This window comes from Mycolicibacterium rhodesiae, assembly GCF_002086695.1.
Taxonomy (GTDB): domain Bacteria; phylum Actinomycetota; class Actinomycetes; order Mycobacteriales; family Mycobacteriaceae; genus Mycobacterium; species Mycobacterium rhodesiae.
The window spans coordinates 47,217-72,435 of record NZ_MVIH01000015.1; the positions used below are offsets into that span (position 1 = coordinate 47,217).

At 61.0% G+C, this 25,219-nt stretch carries 19 protein-coding genes and 2 pseudogenes; 9 read left to right on the forward strand and 12 right to left on the reverse strand.

What is annotated here, in order from left to right; genetic code table 11:
* Positions 1-5: 5 nt before the first annotated feature.
* The 4 genes from BST42_RS23510 to BST42_RS23525 all read right to left on the reverse strand — a co-directional run bounded on the left by BST42_RS23510 (position 6) and on the right by BST42_RS23525 (position 5,340).
* On the reverse strand, positions 6-1,283 hold the full coding sequence (locus BST42_RS23510; RefSeq protein WP_083121737.1) for a glycosyltransferase: 1,278 nt from the start codon (positions 1,281-1,283) through the stop codon (positions 6-8).
* A gap of 20 nt (positions 1,284-1,303) precedes the next feature.
* Entirely contained in the window at positions 1,304-2,296 is a 993-nt protein-coding gene (locus tag BST42_RS23515; protein WP_083121738.1) for an NAD-dependent epimerase/dehydratase family protein, read from the reverse strand.
* Entirely contained in the window at positions 2,296-3,666 is a 1,371-nt protein-coding gene (locus BST42_RS23520) for a nucleotide sugar dehydrogenase (RefSeq protein ID WP_237159569.1), read from the reverse strand. Before BST42_RS23520 ends, BST42_RS23515 begins: the two co-directional genes overlap by 1 nt.
* A gap of 405 nt (positions 3,667-4,071) precedes the next feature.
* On the reverse strand, positions 4,072-5,340 hold the full coding sequence (locus BST42_RS23525) for a glycosyltransferase (RefSeq protein WP_083121782.1): 1,269 nt from the start codon (positions 5,338-5,340) through the stop codon (positions 4,072-4,074).
* 137 nt (positions 5,341-5,477) lie between these two features.
* Here BST42_RS23525 and BST42_RS23530 point away from each other — a divergent pair, with 137 nt between their 5' ends.
* Together BST42_RS23530 and BST42_RS30495 are read left to right on the forward strand one after the other, a co-directional pair.
* Positions 5,478-7,634: an acyltransferase family protein gene (locus BST42_RS23530; RefSeq protein WP_083121740.1), complete on the forward strand. Its 2,157-nt coding sequence runs from the start codon at positions 5,478-5,480 to the stop codon at positions 7,632-7,634.
* A 278-nt stretch (positions 7,635-7,912) separates the two neighbouring features.
* Positions 7,913-8,468 (forward strand): annotated as a pseudogene (locus BST42_RS30495) (class I SAM-dependent methyltransferase); the annotation flags it as partial.
* A gap of 132 nt (positions 8,469-8,600) precedes the next feature.
* Here the strand turns inward: BST42_RS30495 and BST42_RS23535 are convergent.
* The 4 genes from BST42_RS23535 to BST42_RS30355 form a co-directional block, all read right to left on the reverse strand.
* Positions 8,601-9,482, reverse strand: a complete 882-nt coding sequence (locus tag BST42_RS23535; RefSeq protein ID WP_083121741.1) for a glycosyltransferase family 2 protein — start codon at positions 9,480-9,482, stop codon at positions 8,601-8,603.
* Complete coding sequence (locus BST42_RS23540) at positions 9,479-9,952, reverse strand: GtrA family protein (RefSeq protein WP_083121742.1); 474 nt, start codon at positions 9,950-9,952, stop codon at positions 9,479-9,481. Before BST42_RS23540 ends, BST42_RS23535 begins: the two co-directional genes overlap by 4 nt.
* Positions 9,949-10,944, reverse strand: a complete 996-nt coding sequence (locus BST42_RS23545) for a glycosyltransferase family 2 protein (protein WP_207569565.1) — start codon at positions 10,942-10,944, stop codon at positions 9,949-9,951. Before BST42_RS23545 ends, BST42_RS23540 begins: the two co-directional genes overlap by 4 nt.
* Before the next feature lie 379 nt (positions 10,945-11,323).
* Positions 11,324-11,452 carry a hypothetical protein gene (locus BST42_RS30355; protein ID WP_264048704.1) on the reverse strand — a complete coding sequence of 43 codons (129 nt, stop codon included), beginning with the start codon at positions 11,450-11,452 and terminating at the stop codon, positions 11,324-11,326.
* A gap of 182 nt (positions 11,453-11,634) precedes the next feature.
* Here BST42_RS30355 and BST42_RS23550 point away from each other — a divergent pair, with 182 nt between their 5' ends.
* Entirely contained in the window at positions 11,635-13,083 is a 1,449-nt protein-coding gene (locus tag BST42_RS23550; RefSeq protein ID WP_083121743.1) for a glycosyltransferase family 87 protein, read from the forward strand.
* Between the two features lie 208 nt (positions 13,084-13,291).
* On the opposite strand, the pseudogene BST42_RS23555 reads toward BST42_RS23550, so the two are convergent.
* A pseudogene (locus tag BST42_RS23555) lies at positions 13,292-13,535 on the reverse strand (IS1634 family transposase); the annotation flags it as partial.
* Between the two features lie 468 nt (positions 13,536-14,003).
* Here BST42_RS23555 and BST42_RS23560 point away from each other — a divergent pair.
* Positions 14,004-15,890 (forward strand): hypothetical protein, encoded by a 1,887-nt coding sequence (locus tag BST42_RS23560; RefSeq protein ID WP_083121744.1) that lies wholly within the window; start codon positions 14,004-14,006, stop codon positions 15,888-15,890.
* Positions 15,891-16,039: 149 nt separating this feature from the next.
* Here the strand turns inward: BST42_RS23560 and BST42_RS23565 are convergent, their stop codons facing one another.
* From BST42_RS23565 to rfbH, 3 genes are read right to left on the reverse strand one after another with little or no spacing between them, the layout of a single operon-like run.
* Positions 16,040-16,516, reverse strand: a complete 477-nt coding sequence (locus BST42_RS23565) for a GtrA family protein (RefSeq protein WP_083121745.1) — start codon at positions 16,514-16,516, stop codon at positions 16,040-16,042.
* Positions 16,513-17,529, reverse strand: a complete 1,017-nt coding sequence (rfbG, locus tag BST42_RS23570; RefSeq protein WP_083121746.1) for a CDP-glucose 4,6-dehydratase — start codon at positions 17,527-17,529, stop codon at positions 16,513-16,515. Before rfbG ends, BST42_RS23565 begins: the two co-directional genes overlap by 4 nt.
* Positions 17,530-17,531: 2 nt before the next feature.
* On the reverse strand, positions 17,532-18,887 hold the full coding sequence (gene rfbH, locus BST42_RS23575; protein ID WP_083121784.1) for a lipopolysaccharide biosynthesis protein RfbH: 1,356 nt from the start codon (positions 18,885-18,887) through the stop codon (positions 17,532-17,534).
* Positions 18,888-19,039: 152 nt separating this feature from the next.
* Between rfbH and rfbF the strand changes: the two genes are divergently transcribed.
* Genes rfbF through BST42_RS23600 form a run of 5 tightly spaced genes read left to right on the forward strand, consistent with a single transcriptional unit; the run spans position 19,040 to position 24,980 of the window.
* Entirely contained in the window at positions 19,040-19,816 is a 777-nt protein-coding gene (gene rfbF / locus BST42_RS23580) for a glucose-1-phosphate cytidylyltransferase (protein ID WP_083121747.1), read from the forward strand.
* Positions 19,813-20,751 (forward strand): glycosyltransferase family 2 protein, encoded by a 939-nt coding sequence (locus BST42_RS23585; protein WP_237159570.1) that lies wholly within the window; start codon positions 19,813-19,815, stop codon positions 20,749-20,751. Before rfbF ends, BST42_RS23585 begins: the two co-directional genes overlap by 4 nt.
* Entirely contained in the window at positions 20,748-22,265 is a 1,518-nt protein-coding gene (locus BST42_RS23590; protein WP_083121749.1) for an N-acetylneuraminate synthase family protein, read from the forward strand. Before BST42_RS23585 ends, BST42_RS23590 begins: the two co-directional genes overlap by 4 nt.
* Positions 22,265-24,169 carry a thiamine pyrophosphate-binding protein gene (locus tag BST42_RS23595; protein WP_083121750.1) on the forward strand — a complete coding sequence of 635 codons (1,905 nt, stop codon included), beginning with the start codon at positions 22,265-22,267 and terminating at the stop codon, positions 24,167-24,169. Before BST42_RS23590 ends, BST42_RS23595 begins: the two co-directional genes overlap by 1 nt.
* Positions 24,153-24,980: an HAD family hydrolase gene (locus BST42_RS23600; RefSeq protein WP_083121751.1), complete on the forward strand. Its 828-nt coding sequence runs from the start codon at positions 24,153-24,155 to the stop codon at positions 24,978-24,980. The genes BST42_RS23595 and BST42_RS23600 overlap by 17 nt, the downstream gene beginning before the upstream one ends.
* The last annotated feature ends 239 nt before the right edge of the window (positions 24,981-25,219 follow it).

Below are 25,219 nucleotides of genomic sequence, written 5' to 3' on the forward strand. Positions count from 1 at the left end.
TGGTGTCAACGACCGTGGGAACGCGCGTAGTTCTCCAGCAAATCCGCCGCGTTCGCCGCACTGGCAGCGGATGTGGTCATCTGCGCCGCAAGCCGACGCGCATTGTCAACGTGTTCCGGATTGAGAATTTCACGCAGGTCTTTGACCAGAGTCTTCTCGGTGGTCGCCAAGAAGCGCCGCCCGGTGCCCACCTTCAGCCGTTTGAGCCGGCCTGCCCAGAACATCTGATCGGGCAGCATCCACAGGATCATCGTCGGGCGCCCTGAACGCAGACCCGCGTTGGTGGTTCCCGAGCCGCCATGGTGCACGATCGCTCGGCAAGACGGGAAAATCTCCGCGTAATTGATCGTCCCCACCACTTTGATGTGCTCGAAATACGGAACGCCACTGAAATCGTTCATGCCTGCCCCGATCAGTGCCCGCTCCCCTAGCCGGGCGCAGGCTCCGGCGATCATGCCGACGGTGTCGTCGGCGGATTCGATCGGCATGCTGCCGAATCCGAAGAAGACCGGCGGGGTCCCCTCAGCGACCCACGACGAGACGTCCTGGTCGTCAACGGCGGGCAATTCGAGGGTCAGTCCTCCGACAAAAGGCCGTTGCGGTGGCGACTGAAGGTTCCATGTCGCCCATTCCTGTGCGAGCCCTGGAAAACACGCCGCGTCGTAGGCCTGGAGTTCGAGCGCGCCGCTGTCCGCGATCCGGCGCGTCCAGTGGGCAGCCGCCCTCGGCAGGCCGAGCGCGAGACGCTGCGCATCGTCATCGACTCGATGCCCTCGCCACGCCATCCCGTCGGCCACCGTCATCACCGTGCGGCCCAACTTCGCCGGTAGCAAAGGGAGCACCTGGCCGTTGATCCGCAGTGGAAAGTGGTGCAACGTCGCGAATGGAATGCGGTGATACTCCGCGACATTGGCGGCAATGCCTTCGTAATTCATGCCTGTGACCAGCACGTCGGCACCCTTCGCCAACGCCAGCAGCGTCTTGCCCGCCTCTTCCCGGTGCCGGTCGAGAGGAGTTGAAAACTCGCGCACCAGTCTGCCCAGTTCCCGGACCCGCCAGGGTTTGGTGAAGAGCACCTTGAAGTAGTCCTGGTGCGGCTCGATGATCTCCCGCACGGCCGGGCCATAGGCGACCGCCTCCGGACCGGCGGACGTAGCGAACTCGACCAGGTCGGGCGCGACCACTAAACACACCTCGTTCCCTCGGCGCACCAGTTCACGGCCCAGTGCCGCAAAGGGTTCCACTTCGCCCCGCGAACCCCAATTCGCCAATACGAATTTCATGCCGGTTCCGGCTTTACGCCCTAGCCTGCCGTTTCTTCGAGGTACCACGGATTGGCCCGGGCCCACTCGATGGTGCGGCGCAGTCCCTCTTCGAGGTCGACCTCCAGCTTCCAGCCCAGCACCCGCTGTGCCTTGGTCGAATCGGGGACGCGGCGCGGAATGTCCTCGTAGCGTGCACCGTACTGTTCGGCGGTATTGAAGGCGACGGTGCTCGACACCGATTCGACATTGGCGATCTTGATCGCCAGGTCGACGGCGTCACGCATATTCGTTTCGATCATGCTGCCGATGTTGAACAGCTCGCCGATTCCCGAATCACTGTCTGCCGCAAGCAAAGTCCCGGAGATCGCGTCGTCGACGTAGGTGAAACACCTGGTCTGGTTGCCCGAATCGTAGAGCAGTGGATCCAGACCGTTGAGAATCCGGTGAATGCTCTTGGAAACCACGAAGATCGGATTCTGTCGCGGCCCATACACATTGAAGAACCGCACCACCGTCACCGGCAGCCCGTAGGTGTCGTGCATCGCGAACACCATGTGTTCGGCCATGGCCTTGCTGGTGCTGTAACTCCAGCGGGCGGTGCGGGTGGAGCCGACCACCCGGTCATCGTCCTCGCGCCACGGCGTTGCGGGGTTCTTGCCGTAGACCTCCGAGGTACTGGTGAACACGACCCGCGTGCCGTACCTATGAGCCAGCTCTAGAACGTTGCGGGTGCCGATCACACTGACGTCCACCACGCGCAGCGGGTTCTCGACATATTTGTTGACTCCGACGACCGACGCTAGATGGAAGACCGTGTCGATATCAGCGGTGATCACAGCTTCGAGCGCGGCGAAATCGGTGACATCACCTTGTATGAAGCAAAAATTGGGATAACTGTCGAAGTCGATGCTGCTGTCGCGGGTGTTCTTCGCAAAATCGAACACGGTGACCGAGTCCCCGCGGTCCAACAGCCTGGTGACCAGATGCGATCCGACGAACCCGTACCCACCGGTGACCACGATGTGTGCCATTAACGGCCGATCCCCTTGTAGATGAAGCCTGCGGCACGTGCCGCCGCGGGGTCGAAACTGTTTCTGCCATCGAGGAATATGCATCCGACGGCGGTCAGCTCGGCCAGCCGCGTCAGCGGGATCTGGTGGAATTCGCGGTGCCCGGCCAGCACCACCAGGGCGTCGGCGTCTTTCACCGCGGACTCGATATCGGCGGTCAGCGGAACCTTCGTCACGGTGTAGGCCTCCTCGTCCGGCACCCACGGATCATGCACGCTCAGTTCACATCCGGACGCTTCCAGCAGCTCGACGACATATCTGGTCGGCGTCAGCCGGCAGTCTCCGGTGTTGTTCTTGAACGCGATGCCCAGCACCGCGATCTTGCTGGTCTCGATCGCCTTGCCCTGTCCGGTGAGTAGATCCGTCAGCAGCCCGTAGGTGTAGGTGGGCATGGTGTCGTTGACGGTCCGTGATGTGCGAGGGATGGAGAGCTCCAGCCCGAGGTTCTGGCCCAGGTGGTTGACGAACCACGGATCCTTGGTCAGGCAGTAGCCGCCGACGCCCATGCTCGGATGCAGGATGTTGACGTTGTGCATGCCCTTGGGCATTGAGTTGGCGGCATAGATGACCTGCAGCGCGTCCATGCCGAGCCGGTCGCATATCTTGGCCATCTCGTTGGCCATTGCGACGTTGAGGTCGATCCACGTGTTGCACGCGAGTTTGACCATCTCGGCAGTGCGGGGGTCGTCGACGATGATCGATTCCACGCCGAGGGCGTGCCGCCACAGCATGGCGCAGGCGCGGGCGCTGCGTTCGTCGACGGCACCGACGACGACGGGGATCGAGGTCAGCTCACGGATCGCCACGCCCTCCGCGAGGCGCTCAGGGCAGAACGCCAGCCCGAAGTCGACACCGGCGGTCAACCCCGAGACCTCTTCCAGGACCGGCTTGACGAGGGTTTCAGTGGTGTCGGGCGGCACCGTGCTCTTGAGGATCACGAGGTGCCCGGGCCGCAGGTGCCCGCCGACGGCACGGGCCGCGGCGGTGATGTCGTCGACAATGGGTTCGTAGTCGGGGCCCAGCGGTGTCCCGACGGTCACCACAATGAAGTCGTTATCTGCGACGGCGGCGAAATCGGTTGTCGCGCGCAGCCTGCCGACGCCGACGTTGTTGGCCACCAGTTCGCCGAGCCCCGGCTCCGGCACGTGGCTGCGGCCCGCGTTGATCTCGTCGACAACGTGTTCGCGGACGTCGACTCCAGTCACCGGCCAGCCGCGATCGGCCAGTACGGCGCCGATCACCGTACCGATATAGCCGAAGCCGACCACCGCGATCCCCGACCGCATGCCCCGGACCATGAGATCGATCTCGGCGTCTGTGCGACCAAACACGCCTCTTGTCATCGCAGGTCCAGCCCCTCGGTTTCCCTAGCTACCACGTCAGGGCTTCACACAGTCCCCGCTCCAGTCGCGGGGAGTCTAAACCAGCAACGGCGCCCTCCGGCAGGAAATCTCGGAGATTGGGCTGCGGGCGACGCGCCGCGCCCGTGATCAGGCGGGGCGCAGGGCCAAGTCGAGACTGGTGGCGGTAGCGGCGATTGATCCACTTCTCGCAACGATCGGTATCGGTGCAACGGTTCACCCGATCACGCACCTACTGGGTCGTGGTGATGCCGCGCGCGGCCAAGACAATGAGCACGACATCAAGCTCGCCTTCGGCACAGCTCAGTGGCGCCGTGCTGTGCCATTCCCGATCAAAAGCGGCCCGGTCAACCACGGCGCGCGGCGCGGGGCCATTCATCCGATTCCACGCCGCCGGGCGAACCCCTCGATGCGGTCCGCAGCGGCCGCGACGGCCTGAGCGCGCGTGGTCATCTGCGGCGCCAGCCCACGGGCCCGTGCCGCACACTCGGGGGCCAGAACCTTGCGCAAATCCTTGACCAAGGTCTTCTCAGTGGTCGTGGAAAACCGCCGCCCGACACCCACCTTCAGACGTTTCACCTGAGCCGCGAAGAACGGCTGATCGGGCAGCGTCCAGAGCACCACCTGCGGCACGCCCGCGCGCAGGCACGCCGCCAGAGTCCCCGAGCCGCCGTGGTGCACCACCGCCCGGCACATCGGGAAGATGCTCGCGTAGTTCACCTGTCCGACAACCTTCACCTGCTCGAACCGGGGGGCGCCTCCATAGTCGGTTCCGCCGGCGCCGATGATCGCGCGAACCCCCAGTTGCGCACACGCCGCGGCGATCATGGCCACCGTGTCGGCCGGTGATCCGATTGGAACGCTGCCGAATCCGAAGAAAACCGGCGGGGTTCCCTCAGCAATCCAAGTCGCCACCGCTTCGTCAGCGGCCGTCGGCGATGCCATCGCCAATGCCCCGACAAATGGCCGTTCATCGCCCCATCGAGCCCATTCGGATACCAGGACGGGAAAGACCAGTTCGTCGTACGCCTGTATTTCCAGCGAATCTCGGCCGGCGATGCGCCGGTGCACCGGAGCAGTGGCCTCAGGCAGTCCAAGTTCACGGCGCTGCGCATCCTCGCCCCTGCGGGTTCCGCGCCAGGCGGTCCATTCATTGACGGTCATCGCCATGCGGCTCAGCGGCGCTGGGATGATCGGCATGAGCTGGCCGTGCGCCCGGTACGGGAAGTAGTGCAGGGTGACTAACGGAATGCCTTGCGCCTCCGCCACGTTGGCGGCGGGCTGTTCGAAGATCAGTCCGGTGGCCAGCAAGTCGGCCCCTTGCGCCACCGAGGCCAGTGTTCTGGTCATCGCCGCCCAGCATTCGGCGGCGAATTGCGCCGTCTCGGTAGCCATCCGGTTGAGCTCTTTGAGCCTCCAAGGCGTGCGGCCGTACAGCGTGAAGTAGCGCCACTGCAGCTCAAGGATTTCCTTCGAGTCCAGCCCATAGGCAACGGCGGGGAGCCCGGCGCCCTCGGTGAAACCGACCAGGTTGGGTGGGACCACCATCAGTACATCGTGTCCCCGGCGTTGTAACTCATCGCCGACAACAACAGCGGGCTCGATATCGCCCCGGCCACCGTAACTCGACAGCACAATATTCATGGCCGTGTGGTGGCCTTCCGGTCGTGCGGCACCGGTCATTAATACCGGACTCGCGACGGCCACGTAAGCGTTCTACAAACCCAACGAGCACGGCTATCCGCAAGCCCGAACGGTTGTACGGGTAAGGTCGCGCCGAAATGCAAAATAGCCACAGTGGCCGCTACTCGGCGAATGCGGAGAATCACCATTTCCGCCCGGACATCGAGGGCTTGCGCGCGGTTGCCGTCATTGCCGTGGTCCTATTCCACGCTGCGGTGCCCGGGATCAGCGGCGGATTCGTCGGCGTCGATGTCTTTTTCGTCATCTCCGGTTTCCTGATCACCGGGTTGCTGTGGCGCAAAGCAAGCACCACCGGGGGCGTCCGGTTGCGCAGCTTCTACGGGGCGCGGGCACGTAGATTGCTGCCGGCATCAGCGATGGTCGCGATCATCACGGTGACCGTCTCGGCAATCCTGATGAACCCGTTGCAGATCCGGGCCGTCATCCAGGCGTGCATCGCCAGCGCACTGTACGTCTCCAACATCTGGTTCTCCGGACAGGAAACCGGCTACTTCGCTTCCAGGGATCCGTCGCCGTTCCTGCACTATTGGTCACTGGGCGTCGAGGAACAGTTCTACTTGGTGTGGCCGGTACTGATCCTGGGCACAGCCTGGCTAGTCCGGCTGTTCCGACGCCGCAGCAGGACCGAAGCCACTCGGTCACTGTGGCCGTATCTCACGGTTCTGACCGTTACCACGATCGTGTCATTCTCGGTCTGCTTGGCGGTCACCAAAGCTTGGCCCGAGCCGGCGTTCTACCTCATGCCGAACCGGGCGTGGCAGTTGGGCTTGGGTGGCGTCGTGGCCCTGACCGCCGGCTATTGGCGCCGCCTGGATGCACGCTTTGCTGCCGCCATCGGGCTGGCCGGTCTGGCCCTCATCCTGGCCGCATGCACCCTGCTGACTCCGGACACCCCATACCCCGGCACCGCAGCACTGGTGCCCACACTCGGCGCGGCCCTCGTCATCACCGCCGGCTGCGCAACACCCACCGCAGGATGCGGGCGTCTGCTGGGACTGGCGCCCATGCGCGCCATCGGCCAGATCTCCTACTCCTGGTACCTCTGGCACTGGCCCGTTCTCATACTCACTCCCATCGCACTGGGTCATCCACTCGGACTACCAGCGCGGCTGGCGGCTGCCGCGGTCAGCGCCGTCCTGGCCGCGCTGACACTGCGCTATCTGGAAAATCCACTGCGCTTCAGTCCGGGTATCCGTAACTCACCCTGGCGCAGTCTCGGGCTCGGCGCACTATCGACCGCGCTCGCCGTCACCGTCAGCAGCGCGCTCCTATTCGTTATCCCATCACCGATCGGCCGGGGTGCCCCTGCCACACCGCTGGTCATCACCGCGCCGACCATCCCGCCCGGCGCCCCGATCAGCGCCTACGACACCGCCGTCCACAACGTCTTCGCCCAGGTTCACGCCGCCGTCGCCGAATCCGCCAACCTCACGGCAGTCCCGGTCAACCTCACCCCGCCCCTGGCCGACGCGAACAGCAAAGGCATCAAGACCTTTATCGCCGACACCTGCTTTAGCACCATCAATCAGGTGGCGCAGCCTGAGTGCGCCAGTGGTGATCTGGCGTCCCCCGAAACTGTCGCCCTGATCGGCGACTCCCACGCCGCGATGTTCAACCCGGCCTTCGGCCAGATCGCGAATCAGCGGCATTGGCGCCTGGAATCGCTGTCCAAACGCGGATGCCCAATGCTGGACTTACCCCTCGAGATCCCGGACCCGACAAGGGAATACCGGGAGTGCGCGGTGTGGCGCACAGCCATCATGTCCCGACTTCGCACCGAACACCCCCGACTGATCGTCCTCAGCCTCCAGCGCAATTACAGCGGCGTCTACAAGGGCCAAAGTTTCACGCCATTCGACCCCATCTGGCTGGCCAGCCTCACTCGTTTGATCGGCGATCTGCGCAGCACCGGCGCTCAGGTCCTCGTCCTGGGCCCCATTCCCATCCCACAAACCGATGTACCAGAATGTCTGGCCAGCCACCTGACAGTCGCCGCCGCCTGCGCACTATCCCCCCTCAGCCAATCTGGCATCTCCGCCGAAAAGGTCGCCGCTACAGCCGCTGGCGGGTATTACGCCGACCTCACCGACCTGTTTTGCACCAACAACCGCTGCCCCGTCATAATCGGCAACACCTTGGTCTACTTCGACATCAGCCACCTCACCGCGGAGTACTCCCGGATACTGGCGCCCGTGATGGGCGCGCTAGCTGACCGTGCGCTCGCAGGCGACTGACCACGCAGCGTGGAGCCATCAGTCCTTTACATCGCTCGCGCTGTGCCTGAACGAGAAGTCCCGGTGGCCGAAATGCTGAGGATTGTGCTAACCGCGAGGATCGCCGCCTGCGCGAGAATTCGGTCGCCACACCCCGTTGACGCCGCCGGGCGAATTCTTCGATGCTGTCCGCCGCAGCGGCAACGCTGTCACCACTCGGGAGCCAAATTCTTGCGCAGGCCTTTGACCAGTGTCGTTTCGGTGGTGGTCGAAATCCGCCGACCGCCCCCACTTAGCCTCTGACCGAGCTGCGCAGCTGCCGGATTCCTAGCCACCCATGTTGTGGGAAGCCTCCCAGTTGCCCGAGAATTCCGTGAACTTCTCCTCGACCTCGGCGTCTGGCTCGGCTGGTCGACACGGCTGACATCGCAGGCATCGGGCCGCAGGGTGTACGGCCTCGACACCTTCGAGGGACTGGCGAGCACTGGCAGATCGAAGACAGTTCCTCATCAAGCAGAGCACGTTCTCGCTGTCCGATCCCACGTCACAACGGTTCCCGCGCGATACCGCGTCACTGTCCGCGACGGGTGTTCCCGACACGCTCGGGCGCGACGTCCAGTACGTCAAGGGCAGCACCTACAACACCCTGGCGCCGTTCCTTGTCAAGCACCCCGGCGCGCCGATTCGGCTGTTCCACATGGACCTAGACCTGGACCTGCCAAAGCTGCCTGCACGCGCTGGAAACCTGCAAGGACCGCTTCGTAGGGATCGATCCTCGTCTTTGACGAGTGCCTGGTGACCTACGGTGAAATGCGCGCGTTCTTCGAATTCGCCACCCGCTACGAACTGCGGTGGGGAACCACATTTACTTCAAAAGAGCCCGAAAACCTCAGTTATCACACTATCATTCCAACCGTTGAAATATACAAGAATTGCGATAACACCGTAAACCGCGAAAACTGCTGCAAACAAGCGCGCAGAGCGAGATCACGTACCCACCGGATGCCGTCCCTCTCCGACACTTTTGCTATTTAATTGACTGCGCATCCGGTCATCCAGCCGAATATATACCGCCCGGCGCGCAAAAGCATTCGCATGCGCGCGCGTACTGCCGACCAACACGTCGCGGCTGCCGATTACGCCGGGGTTCTCCGCCGCGAATTTCTTGAAGAACGCGATGAATTGTTCTGCTTGGGTGCGCACCAACCGCACACTCCACTGCGAATCGCTGATCCGGAACGCAGCGAGTGGCCGTGGCACCACCACCAAGTCACCTCGCAATAGCACGGCGCAATACGCAGCCAAATCCAGCAGAAACGCTTGTCGCCCGTCCCAGCCGCCAGCATCAATCAGCGCCGCCCGCCGGAACAGCACGGATGCGGGCTCGCCAAATATGTTGGTGCCAGCCACAACAGTCCGCCGAATCGCCTCCCCCCCGCCAACAGCACCCTTGAGTCCTGCCAGCCCCCGATTACGCAGTACCATCCCGCCGGCCGCGTCGATCACGTCCCTGCGACTGGCCGCGAGCGCCGCCGACGAATTCGCTGTCAGCGCTTCCACCTGCGCCGCAAGACATTCCGGATACAGCACATCATCGCCACAAACCAGCTTCACGAACTCGCCGGCGGCACGAGCGGTGACGGCATTCCAGTTCGCCGCTCCTCCTCCACCGGAAGCCAAGCGACTCAATCGGACTCGCGGGTCAGCAGAGTACTTCTGCAACGCCTCCCAGGTGCCGTCAGTTGAGCTGTGGTCGGAGACCAACAGTTCGAAGTCGGTGAAAGTTTGACCGAGGATCGAGCGCATGGTGGCATCGATGAACGCAACGCTGTTGTAGGCCGGAATGACGACCGAGACGCGCGGGCTCACCGGGCACGCCGAAACGAAAAGTCGCGATGGGCAAACCAGCTGTAGATGACCTGCACTCCAGCAATCGCGAATTGTGACAGCAGCGGCTGCCACCCGAGCCCCTCAACCAGCACCGGCAGCATAACGAAGTTAAAAGCCAGCGAGGAAATATTGACCAATTCGAACCGCGCCAGATCACGCATAACGTGTCCGCGAACCCGGAATACGAACCTGCGATGCAGTACAAATGCGCACAGCACTGAAACGATGTGCGCCCCCAGTAACGCGACCATATAGTTCATGCCCCCCTTGGGCAGCATCCACAGGAACAGGGCGTAGCAGGCCGTTCCGATACCCGTATTCGTCGCTCCGACCATGACGAAGGCGATGCGCTGGTCCCGGATCAGCCGCAGCAGCCGCCCGGGCGCACCTGTGATACCTGCCGTGGGGCCGCCGACCTCGCCATGTCCTGACTCCACGCCGGATGTCATGAATTCCGATGCCCCCAGCCGAGCCCACGAAGCGGCTCGACGGGCCGGTCACCTGTGCAGGTGACCTCTCTGATCATGTAAAGGGGTCGGCCTTTGCTCTGGTCGTACAACCGGCCGAGATAAGCGCCCAAGGCGCCCAACATCAGAAACTGCATAGAGCTCAGCAGACAAAGCACAGCCATCAGCGACGCCCAGCCGCGCGCCGTCTGCCCCCATAGCAGCGTCCCCAGTATCGTGTAAACCGTGAACAACGACCCGGCCGCTGCCATGAACCAGCCGATACTGGTCGATAACTTCAGCGGGGCAACCGAAAAGCCGGTCAGGGCGTCGGCCGCAAATTTCACCATCTTTCTGAACGGGTACTTGCTCTCCCCGGCCACTCTGGCCTTGCGGTCGTAGATCAGCGGGACCTGCCGACCACCGATCCAGGCGATCATGCCGCGTATGAATCGATGTCGCTCCGGCATGCTGATCAGCAGGTCAAGGACTTCACGGCTGATCAACCGGAAATCGCCCGCGTCGTGCGGGATCTCGACTTCGGTGATCCGACTCAGCGTGCGGTAAAAAACTCTGGCGGTGAGCTTCTTGAACAGACCCTCGCCCTCACGTGTACGGCGCTGGCCATACACGACGTCGGCGCCGCCATCCATCAGCGCCAACATGTCCGGCAGCAGTTCGGGCGGATCCTGCAGATCGGCGTCGATGATCAGAATCCGCTCGCCGCGACACACACTCAACCCAGCGGTGAGCGCCAATTGGTGGCCATGATTCCGCATCAACTGCACAGCCACGATGCGCGGGTCGTCTGCGGCGGCCTTGGACATCACCTCCCAGGTGGTGTCCCGGGAGCCATCGTCGACCAGCACTACCTCGCTGGATCCGCCCATCGCGTCAAGAACCGCACCGACCCTGCGCAAGAACTCCGGCAGCACCGCCTCCTCGTTGAAGCACGGTGCCACGACGGAGACCGCCGGCTGGCTAGGCATGGTCATGGCTCGACAATCTAATTCACAGCGATGTCAAATACCGGGCTTTTCGCGCCCATTGGAGTCGAGTTCAGCGAGCCGTAACACGACTGCCCGAGAATGTGTCGATTCGCAGGCCTGATCGATGAGCATGCCCTCAGCACATGAGGCAGGACGGGAAGACCCGCAATGAGCAGCTTTATCCAAAGCTGCCACACCCGATAGCAAAAACCCAGTCATCGCACGACGCGGACCAGCTTCTACAAGGACGCACCGCTCAACACCACGAGTGCGGATTTCCGCGAGGCCGAGCGGCCTAGCGGGTGTATACGGGCCGCGAAGCCGCGGGATCGTTCGGAAGGTGGACTGCCCGCCGGTCCATCCACACGTTGTCGTGGGCTTTCGACTATGCCTGCGCCACCCGTTGATTTCGTCGAATATCGGCGGCGCAGCGTGTGAGCGCGCGGCCCAGGGTAATCATCTCCCGCAGCCCGAAGGGCACCCCTTTGCTCGCCGAGTCGATCAGGGCGCCCACCTGGGGCGTCCTTTTCCGCGGTCGGGTTCGCGGTAGGTGTGATCAAAGGCCTAACTGCAAGTATTGTCACCTCATTGTCCCCTCACCGAATGGAAGCTGACGACGTTGGGTGCGTTCACATCGATGGAATCCGGACTCGGCGAGACGATTTATATGGGGCAAGTTCTAATGAAAAACTGCCGATGAGAGGGGTCCTGGCAGCGGCCGCCTCTCAAACGGAGCGCACGATCTTGCTGGGCACGGTGCTGTTGGCGTCTGCTGTATCGGCGGTGGTGGGCTACGTTCTGACGCAGTATTTCGCGGTCGACGTGCTTTCATCTCTGATGGCCGCCGTACCCGAGGATTGTTACATCCGTGGGGCGGTCAACATCGGTCGGCACTGTTTCACAGACCATGTGACGGCGTCGCTGGTCGGTATGCAACCAAACCCGTTCGACTACCAATACTCCTTGCCTCAATTGGATCGTCCGGCGACGGGGAATTATCCGGCGGCTGCCTATATCCCGCATTTGTTGTTCGCGCTTCCCGGCCGCTGGCTGGGTGTGCCGGTCATCGCGCTGGTCGGCTATCTGATTGCCCTGGCGATAGCTGTCATGTCCGCCGCTATGTGGGCAGCCCGCACCGCGCGTGGTCTGGACTGGGCGGTGATCATCGTTGCGCTGGGTGCGGCTGCCATTCCGGCGTGGGCTGCGGTCGATACGGGGAATTCGGCTGGATTCTTGGTGCCGATCGGGCTGGTCTTTCTTGTGGCATTGCGGCGGCAGCGGTGGGCACTCGTTGCGATGATGGTGATCCTGGCCACGTTGATCAAGCCGCAGTTCGTTGTCCTTGGTGTGGTGTTATTGGCAGCGCGGCAATGGAAATGGAGTGGCATCGCTTTCGGTGGCGCCGCGCTCTTCAGCATCGGCGCCTTTGCGCTGTGGCCCCGAGATTTTCCGACGACAATCGCGCAATCAATCGATAGCCTCATCGGATACGGCGACCACGGCGGGGACGGTGGCTCACAGAACGCATCGTTCAGCACTCTTTTCCAATTGATCGCAAGCTCGGTCAAATTCTTCCAGACCGGCGCAGTTCCTGACGGCTACTTTGCTGGTACGCGATCGCTGATCGCGTACGGCACGCTCGTCGTCATTGTTGCCGCCGTGCTGCTGATCGGGAGGCGTATCCCCCCGGTGATGGCAGGTGTGGTCCTGTTGCCGACGGCCGCACTTTTTCCACCGTTCACCAATATTTACTATCTGGTGTTCGTCTTGCCGATAGCAGCGATCGTCGTCCGCGACCCTGACGGGCCACCGGGCAGCGGGATATTCGATCAGTTCGCAGCCGGAGGTGATCGTCGGCGTGCGCCCGGGATTTGCGTAAGTCTGGCCGTGGCATTCAGTATCGCACTTCTGCCACTCGCCTTCATTTCCCCGGTCCAGATTCCCATCTATGCGCAGTTCGGGGCCAGGGGTATAACCGGTTACACACCGATCGTTGGGACCACTCTGGTGTTCACGGGCTTCTGGTGGCTGGTCACTTGCATCGTAATCCTCGCCTCCTACGCACGAAGAGCTGGTCAACCAACTACCGGCGTTCGCGCCTTTGATGTCGACACGTCAACCGTAAACAGCCAGCGGTCCGGCTGATACTGCAGCCGTAGATCTGAAGAATTGGTTTCGCGGCGTCAGGCCGTGGGGATTTCGGGCTCGGAATTGGTGTCGTCGTCGCCATCGTGACCAGACCGGCAGCATGGTGACGATGTGGTTGGCGATCAGCAGGATCGCTTCAAACCCGCTCGGCCCATTTACACCGTCTTCAGCACACGCTCCGTCAATAATGCGCAGCTAGCATCCCTCACCTGCTGAATTTCAACGGCAACCGATTCCAGTAAACAGAGGACGCGGGCCACCGCTCGGGTGGGAAGGTCGCGGCGGTGCCGTTGATAGCGATGGTCGCTGAGCGCAGCGGGCGTAGTTGCTTGATCGCCTTGGCGATGGCCAGGCCGTTGCGTTCCTGAATGTTGTGTGCGCCGGCGGGCGGCGAAGACGATGGTCAGGTGCGCTTCGATGGAGTCGCGGGTGCGGTGAAACTTAGACCGGATGGCGTGTTCCCAGTGAATGAGTCCACCTGACTCAGAAACGGGGACTCGTCAGCGGTACGCACCTTCCGCAGGTTCGCCACCGCCCGAAACTACCCGCTTAGCACCCCAAGCGGCGCACTAAGCCAGTCAAACTGCAGGTCAACGACTCGGCAGTCCCGAAACTCGCCGACCATGACCTAAGTCAAGCCTCAGGCCGAATTTCAGCGGCAAGCGATACCAGTAAAACAGAGCATGCGGGCCATGTGGCCTATACATTGGCCACGCCAGGAAAAGCGCACATACATACATAGAGGTTGAGGCCACAAGTATGCCAACTTCATCACCGGAATTCGAGTAGGACGTGTGCATCGTCGGTGGTTGTGGCCAAGTCTGTCTTACCCTGCGCTCATTTCGCCGGCCCGAACCACCGTCGTGGTCCGGTGTGCCCGTCGATGGGCACGGCCACGCGGCGTTGGGAGCGGGGCGATGATCACACAGGAACGCGGCTTCCGACTCGTTCTGGGTGTCCTCGCGTTCGCAGCGATGACAGCTGCTACATCGATGATCGGCTGGTACCATATTTTTACGGGATTCTTCCGCGACAATGACGACGAGGGCTATTTCCTGTTCTCCCTCAAGTCTTTTCTCGATAGCGGTTGGCACTACGACGGAACAACCGGCTACGGTCCTTTCTACTACGAGTTCTGGGGCTCAGTGCTCTCCATCTCCGGATTCGAAGTGGGGCACGACAACAGCCGCTTGATGACGTTGTTCGCCTGGGTGCTGACATGCGTCCTGTTCGGACTTTCCGCCTGGTGGATAACCCGTAGTGCCATGATCGGATTATTGACCCAATATTGTACATTTCTAGCGCTCTTCAGTCTTGCCCGCGAACCGATGCATCCTGCAGCCATCATTGCCCTTCTACTCTCAGTAATCGTGGTATTCGCCTGCTTTGTCCGCGAACACACCGCGCGGTTACCGCTCGCGCTACTCGGGGGCGCCGTGATGGCGCTGATACTTATCAAGATCAACATCGGCGTATTCGCGCTGGCAGCGGTTGCTCTCGTAGCCGTGGTGACTTATCCGGCGCTCAGGCGGATACGCTGGGTGAGGCCGTTAGGCGAATTCGGCGTTGTGGCACTCCCGCTGCTACTAATGAACTCAAAATTGAGCGAACCGTGGACGCGCCATTTCGCATTCCATATTTCTGCAGCCGCGCTTGCCGTTGTAATCACGCTGCGCGCCCGCGAAGTTGACCAGCGCGATTCTCGAGAATTATGGTGGTTGGGCGGAGGTTTCGCCTTCTGCGGGGCAGCCGTTTTCCTTGTGCTCGTGGCCGCCGGAACCACTCCATCCACAATACTCGATGGAACAATAATATTACCGCTGCGCTTTCCCAACCTGCTCTCATTCCCCCTCCTGCTGCCTAGCTGGACCTACATCCTTGACCTACTAGCCGTGGCGGGGGCGATCGGCTATTGGTACGCCACACGCAACCTTGAATCTCTTCAGGGCGTGTGGTGGATCTATCTGAGCGCTTCGCTGAGTTTCCTCATCGGCCTCGCAATGGTCACCTCGGTGTCAATGCCAATGAATAATCTCTCCCCATTGGTATTCGCCACTTTTGCTTGGGCAGCACTGGCCCGGCTCCCAAACCAGCCGCCCGCAAAAGAAAGGACTGCCTTCGTCAGATCACTACTGCCACCGATGGCGGTATTGCAGACATTGCAGGCCTTCCCCATACCATTTGTCCAATCTTATTGGGGAGGCCTGTTGCTGATTCCTGTCGGGATGCTCTGCATCGCGAATGGGATTCGCTGGGTCGCCTCAACCCGAAATCAACACGCCCCAAAGACCCATCTGGCGAGAGTCTGCGCAACCACTGCGGCCGTGGGTGTTGCCATCTTGATGGGTTTGCATGTCAGTCAAGTATTTAAATACGTTCGCGCCGCATTCGAAGGCTCGACCCCGCTCGGGCTCCGGGGCGCCGAAATGGTCCGCGACAGCCCCGATAAGGCAGCGAACGTAAAAGCAACTGTGGCCAAAATCGAGGCACAGTGCCAATCATTGGTGGGACATCCTGAAATGGCCAGCTTCTACCTCTGGACTGATCATAAGCTGCCAGCAGGCTATGATCCGACCAGTTGGTCGCTGCTATTCGACGGCGCGCCCCAGCAGAAGGCAGTTCAAGTAATGCGGTCACTCCCAGGCCTGTGTGTGCTCGAGAACAAACCGCAAATCGAATTTTTTTGGGGTCCAGACTCTATGAAACTCCCGAACGACACACTAAACCGTTATTTCAACAGTGAATTTTCAACCATCGCAGAATTTGGCGATTACACGATCAAGCAACAAAAGACCAGGAACTGACCAAGATTTGTCGTGAAGTGCCGCGTCAAGCGGGGTTTAAATATGCGAAAGCAACTGTCCTACAAGGAATAATTGGTTCTGTCAGCGTGCCGGTCAATTGACCGCGCTGACACAGGGATGCGGACAGGCCCGAAGATGACGGCAAGCATTTAGTTTTTTACGTCGCTTGCGCTGCGCCGGAACGAGAAGTATCGGTGGCCGAAATAGCTGAATAGCGTGAGGGGAACGAGGATGATGATCTCCGCCGGGATGCGAGGCACACCCAGTTCAACAAGTATAGGCAAGAGGACCAAGTTGATCGCTCCGGCCACCAAATAGACACTCCAGAAGCGCACGAGGTCACGCAGGATGTGGCCGTGCACCTGAAATACAAACCGCCGCTGCATCACAAAAGCGAACAGCACACTGAGCACGTGCGAGATGACAACGGTCACCACCGATCCTGACACCCTGCCGAATCGCTCGTCCACAAAATGCCCCACGGTTTCCGAGCACGCGACGAAGATCGCCAACCCGATAACCGTGTTGATGGCCCCGACGATGAGGAACGCTACACGCTGGTCACGGACCAGCCGCAGCAGCAGCCCGGGGAGCGGCGATTCCGGTGGCAGGTCGAATTCGCTCACGTCAGGCTCTCGAACGCCGCGATCTGTTCGCGGGTCAGCTCCAGCGGGTCGGCGCCGTCGTGCACGCGGCGGTACCAGTCGACGGTCCAGGCCAGCGCGTCGCGGAACTGCAAGCGATCGTGCCAGCCGAGTTCACGCCGTGCTTTGCCGGCGTCGAGCGCCAGCAGGCTCGCCTCGTGCGGGTGTTCGCCGGGCTGGTCGTCCCAGTGCGCGCCGCCGCCCCACATCTCGGCGGCCAGTGTGGCGACTTCGCCGACCTCGACAAAGCTCTCGCGGCCAGGGCCAAAATTCCACTCCCCCAAGCCTTTTCCAGCCAGCAGCGCGTCGGCCAGCATCAGATAGCCATTGACACAATCAAGGGCGTGCTGCCAGGGCCGCACGGCACTAGGAAACCGCAGCAGCGGCGCCTGGCCGCTGGCATAGGCGGCCATCAGGTCGGGCAGCAGACGGTCGCGACTAGCGTCCCCGCCACCGATCACATTGCCGCCGCGGGCAATGGCGGTCGGGCAGCCGGGGAAGCTGCGGATCCATGATTGGGTCAGCAGATCGGCCATAGCCTTCGACGAGCTGTATGGGTCGTCACCGCCTAGGGGGTCGGTCTCGACGTACCCGGCCTCCTGGCCGATGTTGCGGTAGACCTTGTCGGTGGTGATGACCACATGCGCCCGCACCGAAGGGGCCGCGGCGACCGCTTCAAGGACGTTGAGGGTGCCGTTGACGTTGGTCTCGTAGGTGTAGCGAGGATTGCGGTAGGACTCGCGGACCAGCGACTGCGCGGCAAAATGCACCACCACATCGGGGGTCAGCGCCGCGACCGCGGCAGCCGTCGCCCCCGGATTCCGGATGTCGACTCGCAGGTCGGCGTCGAGCAGCCCCGCGATCCCGCCTCGGGCGAACAGCCCGTCCGGCTCCGGCTCCAAGGCCAGACCCGACACGCGGTGCCCCCGGCTCAGCAGCAGCAGCGTCAGCCACGGCCCCTTGAATCCGGTATGCCCGGTGACCAGGTAGCGCACGGCTACCGCGATGCCTCGGCGAGGTATTCGCGGATGGATTCCGCCACGAAATCGAGCATCGGCCGTGTCAGTCCCGGGTAGGTGCCGACCCAGAAGGTGCGGTTCATCACGATCTCGGTATTTGCCAGGTCCCCGACGATCCGGAAGTCAACGTCACGATAGGCCGGCTGCTTGAGAAGATTGCCGGCGAACAGCTGGCGGAACCCGATCTTTCGTTCGTTGAGGAACTGCATGAACGCCGTGCGGTCGACCGGGTGTGCGGGGTCGATGGTGATCGGATAACCGAACCAGGACGGCTCCGATTTGGGCGTGGCTACCGGCAGGATCAGCCCGTCGATGCCGGTGAGTAGCGACGTCAAGTAAGCGAAATTGTCTTTGCGCGCCTGGACGAATCCGTCCAGCTTGGCCAGCTGTGAAAGGCCCAGCGCCGCCTGCATATCGGTAGCTTTGAGGTTGTATCCGATGTGGCTGTAGATGTACTTGTGGTCGTAGCCGAAGGGCAGTTCGCCCAGCTGCCATTCGAACCGCTTTTCGCAGGTGTTGTCCATACCGGGAGCGCAATAGCAGTCGCGGCCCCAATCGCGGAACGACTCGACCTGCTTGCGTACCAATGCCGACTTGACGAACACCGCCCCGCCTTCGCCTGTGGTGATGTGGTGGGCCGGGTAGAAGCTCACCGTGGCGGTATCGCCGAAGCTCCCTGTTCGCTGACCGTTGTAGGTGGAGCCCAAAGCGTCGCACGAATCCTCAACCAGCCACAGGCCGTGCTTGTCGCACAGTTCCTGCACGAGGTCGAGATCAAACGGATTGCCCAGGGTGTGGGCCATCATGATGGCCTTGGTTTTGGGACCCACTGCTTCACGGAGACGATCCGGCATTGCGTCGTAGGTGCCCAGTTCGATGTCGACGACGACAGGCCGCATCTGGTTCTGGATGATCGGGTTGACTGTGGTGGGAAACCCGGCGGCGACGGTCAGCACCTCGTCGCCGGGTTGCAGGGACCGTTTGCCGAAGCGCTTGTCGGCGCCGAGCTTGGCGCTGGTCAGGGCGCTCAACGCGCAGAGGTTGGCGCTGGACCCGCTATTGACGAAGACAGCGTCGCGTGCCCCTACATATCGGGCCAGGGAGCGCTCGAAGAGCGGGTGAAACCGGCCGGCGGTCAGCCAGCCGTCCAGAGAGGCGTCGACCAGCGCGGCAAAGTCTTGTGGATCCAGAACCTTGCCCGATACCGGCACCGGAGTTACCCCGGGTACGAAATCAGATATCGCGAGCTTGCGCTCCGCGTACCGGCGAACTGCGGCGAGGATATCCTCCCGGTCCTGCTCAAGTGCGTCTCCAGAACCGGCCCGTCGTGTAATCGGAGACTCCCCTTGTATGCCGATAAGTGATATGGACGAGGTCGTCAAAAACCCAACCAGGCGCGTCGCCGCGTTGCTAGTGTGTCACCCGCCCGGCGTCTCAGTGGCGAAACGGCCGTGGGACAGATCACTTCGAGGTGGGTCGATAGAGAATGAAAGCCGTGATGCTCGCCGGGGGGCTCGGCACGCGAATGCGTGAGGAGACTGAGTTCCGGCCCAAGCCGATGGTCGAGGTGGGCGGCCGGCCGGTGCTGTGGCACATCATGAAGATTCTGGGCCACTACGGGATCTCCGAGTTCGTAGTCTGCACAGGCTACAAAAGCGAATACATCAAGAACTATTTCTCGAACTATGGGGCATCGAATCTCGATTTCACCATTACGCTCGGCGACCAGTCGAGCATCCGCTATCACGGGTCACACGACGAGTTCAACTGGCAGGTCACCGTTGCCGACACCGGCTTGGACACCATGACCGGTGGGCGGATCAAACGCATACAGAAGTACGTCGGTTGTGAAACGTTCCTCTGCACATACGGCGACGGTATCGCGGATGTCGACGTGCACGCCTTGCTGAAGTTCCACCGGTCGCACGGCAAGATCGCCACCATGACGGCCACCCAACCGACAAGCCGATTCGGTGTCATCGACCTGGAGCAAGATGGTGCGGTCGCCACGTTCCGGGAGAAGCCCCGCACTGAGGATTGGGTCAATATCGGATACTTCCTTTTCGAGCCGGCCGTCTTCGACTACATCGACGGGGACGACTCGATTCTCGAAGAAAAGCCGTTGCTGCGCCTGGCCGAAGAGCACCAAATTGCCGCCTATCAACATAACGGCTTCTGGCAGCCCATGGATACTTACCGAGAAGCGCAACTGCTGAATAACCTATGGAATAACGGAAACCCGCCCTGGAAAGTGTGGCAGTGAAGAAGATTGCATGTGTCATTCCTGCATACAACGAAAGTGAATGCGTCGACGAGCTCGCCAAGCGGCTCACCGAAGTGTTCGATACCGAATCGACATATGAATTCGAGGCAATCATTGTCGAAAACGGATCCGATGACGACACAATGGAAAAGCTGCTCGCCATTAACAAAGCCGATCCGCGCTTTAAAATCTTACAGCTCGCCCGCAACTTTGGGATGGACGGAGGATTGACTGCTGGTCTCAACGTTGTCGATGCAGATGCCGTCGTCCTCATGACAGCAGATCTGCAGGACCCTCCGGAATTCATTCCTGAAATGATCCGCAAATGGGAAGAGGGCTACGAGAATATATATGGAATGATTACCGAACGCCGTGGCACCGGCCCTATTCGTGCGATGAACTCCAAGCTGTTTTATTGGCTCGCTAGCGCGCTCACAAACGATCGAATCACCAGAAACGCTAGCGACTTCCGACTAGTTGACCGGAAGGTGTATGAGACAGTTCGATCTATGGATGAGCGCAACCGATTCGTCCGTGGTTTGTTCTCCTGGGTCGGTTTCAAGTCGACGGGTCTGGCCTTGGCGCGCCCGCCTCGTTTCGCTGGAGAATCAAAAGCGTACAGTTTGGGCGTCCTAACTCTTGCATTCAAGGGCATATTCGCACATTCCTATGCACCACTTCGACTCATCACCATCACAGGTTTCGCTTTGAGTATCATTGCAGCCATAGCCACACTTATCTTTGCCATACGCATCCTCCTTTTCGCAGAGTTGCCATTTCCAGGCTACGGATCACTCATCTGCATCATGCTCATTGGCTTCGGGGTAACTACACTATTTCTAGGCGTCGCCGGAGAATACCTCGGACTTATCTACGAAGAAGTCAAACAACGGCCTAATTTCATTATTTCTACAAAGGTTGGTATAACCGAATGAAAACTGGTGTAGCATCCTCGCAGATTCCAGACTGGCTTTTCATTTTCGAAATGGCCAACAACCACATGGGCGACGTCGACCATGGTGTGCGCCTCGTAAGTGAATTCGGCTCGGTAGCCAAGGATTTCGACTTCAGATTCGCCTTCAAGATGCAGTACCGCGCGCTCGACACCTTCATCCACCCCGACTATCAGGGCCGCGACGACATCAAATACATCAAGCGGTTCGAGGAAACTCGCTTGAGCCCCAGGCAGACGCGCAAGCTCGTCGATGCGATCCGTGACAATGGATTCGTCCCCGTGTGCACACCTTTCGACGAGGAATCAGTGGACAGGGTGGTGGCCGATGGCTTCGACATCCTCAAGATCGCGAGCTGCTCTCTTACTGATTGGCCGCTGCTCGAGAAGGCGGTGAGCAGCGCGCTGCCTATGATCGTCTCGACCGCGGGATCGACCATCGAAGAGATCGACAATGTCGTTGCTTTCCTCAAACATCGCAATCGGGATTTTGTGCTCATGCATTGCGTGGCCGAATATCCGACAAGCGATGACAAGCTTCAACTCAATCAGATCGACTTCCTGCGCCAGCGCTACGACGACGTCCGCATCGGTTACTCGACCCACGAGCGTCCGACTGAGACGCTGCCGGTGGCGGTCGCCATAGGCAAGGGCTGCACGGTGTTCGAAAAACATGTCGGGCTAACCACAGACAGATACGGCATCAACGGCTATTCGGCGGGACCTGCTCAGACGCGCGCGTGGCTTGAGATGGCGCAGACGGCCCGCACTATCAGCGGCATCTCCGGCGAGCGCTCCAAGGCAACACCCGACGAGCTGGGGAGTCTTTTGTCACTGCGACGTGGCGTTTTCGCCGACCGTGACATCAAAGCCGGTGAGCGTATCGGCAGTGGCGACGTCTTCATGGCGATCCCGACGCAAGAAGGTCACGTCACCGCGAATGACTGGTCGAAATACAGTCACTACTACGCGATAGCGGACATTCGGAAGAACGACCCGATCCTCGTCTCGAACAGTCGGCGCGAGGAAGTGCGCGAGAAGGTTTTCGACATAGTTCAGCGCGTGAAGTCCCTACTTACGCAAGCAAATGTGGTGGTTCCCGGGCAAGCCGAACTAGAGGTCTCGCACCATTACGGCATTGACAACTTCGATGAATTCGGCATCACCATGATCACAGTGGTGAACCGTGAATACTGCAAGAAACTCATCGTCGTATTGCCGGGTCAACACCATCCGGAGCAGTACCACAATCAAAAGGAGGAAACATTTCACGTCCTCTACGGCGATCTCGACATCACACTTGATGGAGAGGCTCGCGAATGCGGGCCCGGGGATGTCATTACGGTCGAGCGGACCGTGCGTCATGCCTTCACCAGCAAGACCGGCGCGATCTTCGAGGAGATCTCCTCGACTCATCACAAAGATGACTCCTTCTATACCGATCCTAAGGTCGGCGAGAATAAGCAGCGCAAAACCCTTCTGACACATTGGATGTGATGGAGACAGTCAACACCGCGCCGGAGAAAGTCCGTCCCAACGTACGTCAGACGATGCAACTCGCGGACTATCTGTTCGCTCGTGTGAGAGACGAGGGGGTGGATGCGGTCTTTCTGGTGCCGGGCGGCGGGGCTATGTATCTCGTTGACGCGCTCGGCCGAAACTCCGATATCCGCTACGTGCCAACACATCACGAGCAGGCAGCCGCAATCGCAGCCGAGGCCTACTCCCGCGTCAACGGCCATCTAGGCTGTGCGCTCGTCACAACCGGCCCTGGCGCGACTAACGCGATCACCGGGGTGGCTGGCGCCTGGATCGAATCGGTACCGCTGCTTGTGATTTCTGGGCAAGTCAAGCGGGCCGATCTCACGGGCGAAAGTGGCGTGCGGCAGAAGGGCCCGCAGGAAGTTGACATCGTCTCGATGGTCAAGCCAATCACCAAGTATGCGGTGACGGTGCTCGATCCCTCGGACATCCGCTATCACTTCGAAAAGGCCGTGCACCTGGCGACCTCGGGCCGGCGTGGGCCGGTCTGGTTAGACATTCCGCTGGACGTGCAGGCCGCACAGATCGATGCCTCCGCGCTCAAGGGCCATTCGCCGGAGGCAACCGGCGCGAAAAATCTCAGTACCGACGCAGCCGCGATCATCGATCTGGTGAATGCGGCGGAACGCCCAATCATGCTTGCCGGACACGGTATTCGGCTCGCCGAAGCGTCAGAAGATTTCCGCGACCTCTACGAGGCACTAGGTATTCCGGTGGTGACCACCTGGAACGCGACCGACCTCATCCCTTCCGACCATCGACTTGCCGTCGGAAAGCCTGGCACGGTGGCGCTCCGCGCGCCCAATTTCGCAATCCAGAATAGCGACCTGGTAATCGCGATCGGCGCGCGACTCGACAACGTGGTGACGGCTTACAACCCTGCGATGTTCGGCCGCTACGCTGCCAAGGTCATCGTTGACGTCGATCCCGCCGAACTCGCCAAATTCTCCCCTGACATGGATATCGCACGCGCGGTCTGTGCGGACGCGAAGGATTTCATCCGTGCGATGCTGGCACAGAGCTCGCGAATAGTCGCTAAGAGCCGCACCTCGTGGCTCGACCGCTGCAACGATTGGAAAGCCCGCTATCCGATCAACGATGGTGCACCTTTCCCGAACTACGGGCCCATCAGTCACTATCACCTCACCAAAGTGCTCGCTGACGAAATCCCGGAGGACACGCTCATCGTCACCGGCAGCTCGGGTCTGGCGGTCGAGATCTTCCACACGGGATTCGCCAACAAGACGGGGCAACGCATTTTCCTCACCTCCGGTCTGGGTGCTATGGGTTATGGCCTACCCGCGATGATTGGGGCAGCCTTGGCCGCGGACGCTAAGTCCATTGTTGGCGTTGAGGGCGACGGCAGCCTGATGATGAATATTCAGGAGCTGCAGACCATTCGCATGCTTGATCTACCGCTGAAGCTATTCCTCTTCAACAATTGCGGCTATGCCTCGATCAGGAATACTCAGCGCAACTATTTCGAAGGTCGCTACGTCGGAACCGGGCCGGAAGGGCAGCTCGGGCTGCCCGATTTCGTCACGCTGGCGACGGCAAACGGTATTGAGTCGATGCGCATCGACGACGCAGCCTGCCTCATTTCTGGTGTGCGCGAGGCGTTATCGCGGCGCGGACCACTCATCGTTGACGTGCAAGTCCAATGCAACGAGGCGCTGTGGCCGAAGTCCGCGGCACTGCCGCAGCCCGACGGGACGATTCGCTCGATGCCGCTCGAAGATATGTCGCCGCTACTGCCGCGCCCGGAATTCCGCGCCAACATGATCGTGCCGCTGGATCCGGCCTCGGAAAACTTGCCCGAGCGGCTCGTCGAACAGTCCAAAAATGCCGCAAAGCCCTAGTCGGAATTCGCCCGGCGCGATCCTTTTCGATCTCGACGGCACCCTTGTCGATAGTGCTCCGGCGATAACGCACGGCCTCAACGAGATGGCGCGACGTCGCGGGGTCGCGCCCGTCAACCTTGCAGCGGTGCGCCGCTGGGTGAGCCTGGGCGGGGAGACCATGCTGCGCAATGCGCTTGGCGCCGCTGCCGATCCGCTCGTTGATCTGGAGGAGTTCCGCGACATTTTGCGCGGCCAGATCACTGATCCCGCTGACCTTTATCCAGGCGTGCCCAGCATGCTGGTGGCGCTCAAGCAGCGGGGCTACCGAGTCGCCATCTGCACCAACAAGCGCGAAGACATCGCGGTTCCGTACGCAGCGGGCCTCGGCATCGCCAACCATATCGACGCCATCGTCGGCGGGACACCCGACCGGCAGCTCAAACCTCACCCACTGCTCGCCCGCCTAGCGTTGGAGCGGCTGGGCGCGAACCCCGACGAGGCGATCTTCGTCGGCGACAGCGAGATTGATGCCAAAACCGCACTCACCGCGGGTTTGCGTTTTGTGTTGGTCACCTTCGGCTATCCCCAGGGCGACATCGACACCATCCCGGCGGACGGGCGGCTCGACCACTTCGAAGCACTGCCCAGTCTGGTGAGTGTGATGTTCGCGGACCAGCACCCGCAGCGGGCGAAGGGACGCGGGACAGCAACCCACGATTCAGGTCTGGGAAACGCTCTTCCTGCAACACCCTCGGAAACGGCGACCGACCATGACCGAGCCCAACCAGCCAGGTGCCGATCAAAAGGAGTGTTCGAACGGCATGTCTAAACTCTGCCCAATCTGCGGGAGTCCGGGGGCCATCCAGGCACACGGCCGAATCGCGCCATTCATTCTTCAGCTGCGAGACGACGCGAACGACGTTCCGCGTAATACCGCTCTGTGTATTTGCAATCGGTGCGATTTGGTCTATTTCTCCCATCGCTTTGATGACAAGACTCTCGCCGCTATATACTCCGATTATCACAATGACCGTTACCTAACGGTAAGACGCCGTTGGGAACCTTGGT

Bases quoted from the DNA above. Each gene is read 5' to 3' on its own strand.
- BST42_RS23510 (WP_083121737.1), bottom strand. From the start codon at position 1,283: ATGAAATTCGTATTGGCGAATTGGGGTTCGCGGGGCGAAGTGGAACCC.
- BST42_RS23515 (WP_083121738.1), bottom strand. From the start codon at position 2,296: ATGGCACACATCGTGGTCACCGGTGGGTACGGGTTCGTCGGATCGCAT.
- BST42_RS23525 (WP_083121782.1), bottom strand. From the start codon at position 5,340: ATGAATATTGTGCTGTCGAGTTACGGTGGCCGGGGCGATATCGAGCCC.
- BST42_RS23530 (WP_083121740.1), top strand. From the start codon at position 5,478: ATGCAAAATAGCCACAGTGGCCGCTACTCGGCGAATGCGGAGAATCAC.
- BST42_RS23540 (WP_083121742.1), bottom strand. From the start codon at position 9,952: ATGACATCCGGCGTGGAGTCAGGACATGGCGAGGTCGGCGGCCCCACG.
- BST42_RS23545 (WP_207569565.1), bottom strand. From the start codon at position 10,944: ATGACCATGCCTAGCCAGCCGGCGGTCTCCGTCGTGGCACCGTGCTTC.
- BST42_RS23550 (WP_083121743.1), top strand. From the start codon at position 11,635: ATGAGAGGGGTCCTGGCAGCGGCCGCCTCTCAAACGGAGCGCACGATC.
- BST42_RS23560 (WP_083121744.1), top strand. From the start codon at position 14,004: ATGATCACACAGGAACGCGGCTTCCGACTCGTTCTGGGTGTCCTCGCG.
- rfbF (WP_083121747.1), top strand. From the start codon at position 19,040: ATGAAAGCCGTGATGCTCGCCGGGGGGCTCGGCACGCGAATGCGTGAG.
- BST42_RS23590 (WP_083121749.1), top strand. From the start codon at position 20,748: ATGAAAACTGGTGTAGCATCCTCGCAGATTCCAGACTGGCTTTTCATT.
- BST42_RS23595 (WP_083121750.1), top strand. From the start codon at position 22,265: ATGGAGACAGTCAACACCGCGCCGGAGAAAGTCCGTCCCAACGTACGT.
- BST42_RS23600 (WP_083121751.1), top strand. From the start codon at position 24,153: ATGCCGCAAAGCCCTAGTCGGAATTCGCCCGGCGCGATCCTTTTCGAT.